Source organism: Enterovibrio paralichthyis (assembly GCF_019209835.1).
Taxonomy (GTDB): domain Bacteria; phylum Pseudomonadota; class Gammaproteobacteria; order Enterobacterales; family Vibrionaceae; genus Enterovibrio; species Enterovibrio paralichthyis.
The window spans coordinates 21,849-27,848 of sequence record NZ_JAHUTS010000037.1; the positions used below are offsets into that span (position 1 = coordinate 21,849).

The 6,000-nt window shown below is 49.7% G+C and carries 6 protein-coding genes and 1 rRNA gene; 4 read left to right on the forward strand and 3 right to left on the reverse strand.

What is annotated here, in order from left to right; genetic code table 11:
- Positions 1-117: 117 nt before the first annotated feature.
- Positions 118-1,053, forward strand: coding sequence for a type I pantothenate kinase (gene coaA / locus KU854_RS23330; protein ID WP_218360668.1), 936 nt, complete (start codon positions 118-120; stop codon positions 1,051-1,053).
- 3 nt (positions 1,054-1,056) lie between these two features.
- On the opposite strand, the gene birA is transcribed toward coaA, so the two are convergent.
- Entirely contained in the window at positions 1,057-2,022 is a 966-nt protein-coding gene (birA, locus tag KU854_RS23335) for a bifunctional biotin--[acetyl-CoA-carboxylase] ligase/biotin operon repressor BirA (RefSeq protein WP_218360669.1), read from the reverse strand.
- Positions 2,010-3,050, reverse strand: a complete 1,041-nt coding sequence (murB, locus tag KU854_RS23340) for a UDP-N-acetylmuramate dehydrogenase (RefSeq protein ID WP_218360670.1) — start codon at positions 3,048-3,050, stop codon at positions 2,010-2,012. The genes birA and murB overlap by 13 nt, the downstream gene beginning before the upstream one ends.
- A 79-nt stretch (positions 3,051-3,129) precedes the next feature.
- Between murB and KU854_RS23345 the strand changes: the two genes are divergently transcribed.
- From KU854_RS23345 to KU854_RS23355, 3 genes are all read left to right on the forward strand, one after another.
- Positions 3,130-3,573 carry a GNAT family N-acetyltransferase gene (locus tag KU854_RS23345; protein ID WP_218360671.1) on the forward strand — a complete coding sequence of 148 codons (444 nt, stop codon included), beginning with the start codon at positions 3,130-3,132 and terminating at the stop codon, positions 3,571-3,573.
- 109 nt (positions 3,574-3,682) lie between these two features.
- A complete protein-coding gene (gene pssA, locus KU854_RS23350; protein WP_218360672.1) occupies positions 3,683-5,032 on the forward strand; it encodes a CDP-diacylglycerol--serine O-phosphatidyltransferase in 1,350 nt (449 codons plus the stop codon).
- A gap of 10 nt (positions 5,033-5,042) precedes the next feature.
- The gene (locus KU854_RS23355) at positions 5,043-5,663 is read left to right on the forward strand and encodes a nicotinamidase (protein WP_218360673.1); all 621 of its coding nucleotides are present in this window, start codon (positions 5,043-5,045) and stop codon (positions 5,661-5,663) included.
- A gap of 220 nt (positions 5,664-5,883) precedes the next feature.
- Here KU854_RS23355 and rrf read toward each other — a convergent pair.
- Positions 5,884-5,999 (reverse strand): 5S ribosomal RNA (gene rrf / locus KU854_RS23360).
- Between the last annotated feature and the right edge of the window lies 1 nt (position 6,000).

Below are 6,000 nucleotides of genomic sequence, written 5' to 3' on the forward strand. Positions count from 1 at the left end.
GCCAATTTCCCCCTTTTTTTATCAAGATGCCGTGACGTTACCTGAGTGTCATGCTTCCACAATGCGTGTCGATAAGGTATTGTCGCTTTCCTTATCTGCAACAGATTCATCGACAGCATGAGTGATTTATTAACGCCTTATCTCTCTTTCGATCGTAAGAAATGGTCGGAATTGCGCGACGCTGTACCCATGACACTTGACGAGGCTGATCTCGAAAAGCTGCGTGGTATCAACGAGCATCTGACTATGGATGAGGTTCAGGATATCTATCTGCCACTGTCACGTCTGCTGAACCTATATGTAAAAGCCCGAAAAGGACGCACCCAGGTGCTGGAACACTTTCTGGGTGAAAAAAATGGCAATGTGCCCTATGTGATTGGTATTGCTGGCAGCGTTGCGGTTGGGAAAAGCACCACAGCACGTCTACTTAAAGCCCTGCTGGAACGCTGGCCTGAGCACCCGAAAGTCGAACTTATTACTACTGACGGATTTCTTCATCCCAATGAGGTGCTGAACAAGCGTAATCTCATGAAGAAAAAAGGGTTCCCAGAGTCTTACGACATCCGCCGCTTGGTTGAGTTTGTCTCAGACGTGAAATCCGGCAAGCCACGGGTCGAAGCCCCCGTATACTCACACTTGGTGTATGACATCACGGATGAGGTCAAAGAGGTCGAGCAACCTGACATTCTTATCGTTGAAGGTTTGAATGTGTTACAAAGCGGAATGGATTATCCGCACGATCCTCACCGTGTGTTTATTTCTGACTTCCTCGACTTCTCCATCTATGTCGATGCCGAGGGAGAATTGTTGAAAACTTGGTATATAGAACGATTTATGGCATTCCGTCGCGGCGCCTTCCAGAATCCGTCGTCCTATTTCCACCACTATACTCTGCTCTCTGAGCAAGAGGCCCGGAATACAGCGGCCGGAATTTGGGAAGAGATCAACGGAAAGAACCTGGTGGAGAATATTCTCCCCACCCGTGAGCGTGCAGGGTTAATCTTGCAAAAAGGCAACAACCACGCAGTACAAACTGTTAAGGTTCGAAAATAACCCTTAGTCTGCAGCCCTAAGACTGATCTCGCCACCGAGGTACGGCGTAATACCTGCCTCGGTTTCTAACAGTAATGCCCCTTGCTCGTTGATCCCTCGTGCGATACCCATGACCACACGCTCTCCCAATAGCAGCTTCACCGGACGCCCGTAGAAATTATCAAACTGCTTCCAGCGTTCGACAAATCCCGTCATCCCGGTTTCTTCATACTGTTTCAGCGCCTTTATGACGCCGTTAATTAGTGCAGCTGCTAACGTGTTTTTGTCTGGCATTGAAGGACATGCATCCTTGAGATTCGCCCAGCGCTGATCCACTTCCTGTGTTTCGGGCATGGCGATATTCAGCCCCATACCGATCACAAGATGCGCGGCATCCCCGGCCTGTCCGGTCATTTCCACCAAAATACCGGCCAGCTTTCTGTCTTGCCAATACAAATCGTTCGGCCATTTCACCCGCACGCCAGAGGCTCCCAGCTTTTGCAGCGTTTCCGCCATGGAAACCCCTACAACCAGACTCAATCCCATCGCTGCAGCCATACCAGCGTCAAGACGCCAGTAGAGAGAAAGGTAAAGATTGGAACCATACGGGGATTTCCACACCCGTCCGCGACGGCCACGCCCTGCCTGTTGATACTCTGCCAGACACGCAGCCCCTGAAATAAGCTGACCCACACGATCGAGAAGGTATTGGTTGGTGGAATCAATCACTGGCATCAGGGTAAACGCCGGTACCTGCAGCTTTTCCGTCAGTGCTTGCTCATCCAGCAAGTCCAGCGGTGCAGGTAAGCAGTAACCCTTCCCCTGCACTCGGAACACATCCACACCCCATTGCTGTAGGACTTTGACATGCTTACTGATTGCCGCACGGCTCATGCCTAGTGATTCACCCAGTTTTTCCCCGGAGTGAAATTGCCCGTCAGCGAGATATTTGATCAATGCCAGACGTGGTGTGTTGTCTAATGCTGGCATAGTGCCTCCAGGGATGTTTCAGCATCTTTCGCCATGAAGCGCACTTCATGCTCAAGCTTGACGCCATAACGTCTGTATACCGTATCAACCACATGCTGGGCCAACATCACGACATCAGCAGCAGTTGCATCACCTAGATTCACCAACACCAACGCCTGTTTCTCGTGCACTGCCGCGCCGCCAACACAGTACCCTTTCAGTCCAGATTGGTCGATAAGCCAACCTGCCGCCAGTTTCACTTCATCGTCATTGATTGCATATGAAGGACATTCGCCAAATGAAGCTTCTATTTTTTCAGCGACTGATTTTGTCACGACCGGGTTTTTGAAAAAACTTCCTGCATTGCCGACTAGCGCCGGATCGGGCAGTTTCTCTCGGCGGATCTCGCATACTTTCTCAAAAACGTCCTTAGCAGTCAGTTCGCTGAGTGCATTGAGATCAGCCAAGGCTCCGTAACCAGTCACCGGTACCCAGACTTTAGGCAAACTCAGGCCAACCGCTACAATGATGGCTTTCTCTTTGAGCTCCCGTTTGAAAATCGAGTCACGGTAACCAAACTCACACGCCCCTGCGCCCATGCGAACAACTTCACCAGTTTCAAGCATTAGTACATCTACATAGTCACAGCGCTCATTCACTTCCACGCCATAAGCACCGATATTCTGAATAGGTGCTGAGCCGACAAGACCAGGGATAAGCGCAAGATTTTCCAGGCCTGCCATCCCCTGCTCTACAGTCCAGCTAACCAGTTCATGCCAGTTCTCGCCGCCCGCAACATGAAGGTGCCAATGGCTTGCCGTTTCCTCTACCTCTATTCCCTTAATGCGGTTCAATACCACCACACCGGCAAAGTCTTCACAAAAAAGCAGATTACTGCCTTCACCGACAATGAGTTTTGGCACGGATGCATAGTCTTGCCAGATCTGCGTAAAGTCGCTCGCTGAATAAGCTTCAATGAGCGTGTTGGCAGAAACATCAATTCCAAAGGTGTGATAGGGTTTGAGCGATGTATTGGAGAGGATCTTCATGAGCTCGCGTTTCGTTTTGCAAATGTCGTTGCCGTGTATACTACCCCATCCACCTTGAATTCACAGTGATTTGATACCTATGACGCCTTACCGATTCGAGCGGTTAAACCCATTGAGATTTCCCCTTGTTGCCCGCTTTTATAAAACCCACTACCCATCCGGCGCTCCACGCAAAGATGAGGTGATATGGACAGCAGAAGGTGAAAAAGGCCTGTGTGGTGCAGTCAGGTTCCGCCAGTTCGATACGGATAGATTTCAGCTACTTACCGGAATGCTTATTGCCCCGGAGCTACGCAGACAAAAGCTTGGCGTCGCACTACTGGAAGCTGTACAGGAGCAGATTGACCTGGTTCCCTGTTATTGTCTCGCATTCAGGCATCTCGTTCCTTTGTATCAACAAGCAGGGTTTAATGTTATTGACGTGCAGGCGCTGCCGGCGTCACTAAAGGGTCGTTACATCAGTTACTGCAATGGCGGGAAAGATTTGGTTCCCATGATGTTCGCTTCCCGGGAACAGTGTTAATTCGGGATATCCGGCACAGCAAGATCGCTGGAAATTACACAAATTCTGGTACAATACAGGGTTTAATTTGCGTTAACACGACCATAGTGTCGAAGACAATGAGGCAATAATGGATTCAGCTACTGCCAATAAGCAGTTGATCGACCAGCTCCCCAAAATTGCGCATCGCCCAGAACAGCTAGAAACGCTGCTCGAGGCGGCATCTTTTAGAGAGCGCCTGCTGCATGAAATTGCACATGCAAAATACCGTATTTATCTTGTCGCGCTTTACCTACAAGACGATGAGGCAGGCCGTACCATTCTAAATGCGCTCTACGATGCCAAGCAGAAGAATCCTACGCTGGACATCAAGGTATTGGTTGATTGGCACCGCGCTCAGCGTGGCCTTATCGGTGCGGTAAAATCCGATGGCAATGCCGCGTTATACCGCGAATATGCAGAAAAATTCCCTCACAAAATTGATGTGCTGGGTGTACCAGTCAGAAACCGTGAAGTGTTTGGTGTTCTGCACCTCAAAGGCTTCGTTTTTGACGATACAGTTATTTACAGCGGTGCCAGCCTGAACGATGTCTATCTGGCCCAGCATGACCGATACCGTTATGACCGCTACCATGTCATCAATAGCAAAGCGCTGGCAGACTGTATGGCGCAGTTTATTGGCAGCACTTTGGTTGCCAGTGAGGCCGTAACCTGTCTGGCACAACCTAACCGCCCTGATACAAAGGTGCTGAAACCTGCGATCCGCGATTTACGAACGCGCCTACAAAACGCCAGCTATCAGTTTATCTCGCAGCATATCAACGACGACCAGATTGGCCTGACGCCGATGGTAGGTCTAGGAAAGCGTAAGAATTTCCTCAATACCCAGATTTGTCGTCTTATCGCCAGCGCCAAAGATGAACTGACAATCTGTACCCCTTATTTCAACCCACCACGCAGTGTGACGCGCGAGATCCGTCGCGCTCTGAGGCGCGGTGTTCAGGTGTCGATTATCGTCGGCGATAAGACGGCTAACGACTTCTACATTCCACCTGAAGAGCCCTTCAAGACGATCTCAGGTTTGCCTTATCTATATGAGATGAACCTGCGCAACTTTGCACGTCGTAATGAAGCCGCGATTGCAAAACGGCAGCTCAAGATTTATCTCTGGAAGCATGACGACAACAGTTTTCATTTGAAAGGCATTTGGGTAGACCGTAGCTATATGCTACTCACGGGGAACAACCTTAATCCACGTGCATGGAAGCTGGATTTAGAGAATGCCATCCTGCTCCATGACAAACATCGCCTGCTGGAAGTCCAAGCCCAGAAAGAGATTGATAAGATCCTTGAGCACACTCAGCAGATTGGCAGTTATAAGCAGATTGAAAAGCTGGACGTATATCCGGCACCAGTGAAAAAACTGCTTAAGCGCATTAAACGTGTGAAAGCAGATCACCTGCTCAATCAGATCCTGTAAGGAGACGGACGTGATTGCATCTATCGATGTCGACCCACAAAAAACCTTCACCCCAATCTGTCCTGGCGAGTTGCCGGTTAGCGGTGGCGACAAAATCGGTCCTGCGCTTAATGCACAGGCTGACTTAGCGTCATTTCGTGTACTAACCAAAGACGCACATCCAGCCAACGCCGTTTGGGTGGTCGACAGTCACGATAAGATGTTAGCGCCACTGGGTTACCCCAACACAGACCTTACATGGGTATCACATGCAGTACCAGGCACAGAAGGCTTTGAAACGGTGCCAGATTTGCCTGCCGTGACAGATTACGACCATGTTATCTGGAAAGGGGTTGAGCCCGATTTACACCCCTATGGCGCTTGCTTCCACGACATTCAGGAAAAGCTGAGTACCGGGTTGATTGAATGGCTGAAAGCCAAAGGGGTAAAAACAGTATTAGTCGGCGGGCTCGCCACAGACTACTGTGTTAAAACGACAGCCCTACAACTTAAACAGCAAGGCGGTTTTGATGTTTGGGTTAACTTGGAAGCGAGCCGGGGCATTGCAGAGGACACCACACTAAGTGCTTGTGCTGAAATGCAGGATGCCGGCATTCATGTTATTGAAAAGCTAGAACAGTTCAATGCTTAACAGGAAACATTGAATTCCACACAAACACCACCGTCTTACCGCGGTGGTTTTTTTATATGTAGAAAACAACACCCCCGCCAAATGCATATTACCAAGAGCAAGCTGACTTGTTTGGGGGAGCACCTCAGTCAGAAATTAAATTCCGGGATGGATCTAAGTATGAATAACGCAGATGCGAAAAAGCCCTGACCAGATGGTCAGGGCTTTTTCTAAATTGGAAGCCTGGCGATGTCCTACTCTCACATGGGGAGACCCCACACTACCATCGGCGCTGTTACGTTTCACTACTGAGTTCGGCATGGAGTCAGGTGGGTCCATAACGCTATGGTCGCCAAGC

Bases quoted from the DNA above. Each gene is read 5' to 3' on its own strand.
- murB (WP_218360670.1), bottom strand. From the start codon at position 3,050: ATGAAGATCCTCTCCAATACATCGCTCAAACCCTATCACACCTTTGGA.
- coaA (WP_218360668.1), top strand. From the start codon at position 118: ATGAGTGATTTATTAACGCCTTATCTCTCTTTCGATCGTAAGAAATGG.
- KU854_RS23345 (WP_218360671.1), top strand. From the start codon at position 3,130: ATGACGCCTTACCGATTCGAGCGGTTAAACCCATTGAGATTTCCCCTT.
- pssA (WP_218360672.1), top strand. From the start codon at position 3,683: ATGGATTCAGCTACTGCCAATAAGCAGTTGATCGACCAGCTCCCCAAA.
- birA (WP_218360669.1), bottom strand. From the start codon at position 2,022: ATGCCAGCATTAGACAACACACCACGTCTGGCATTGATCAAATATCTC.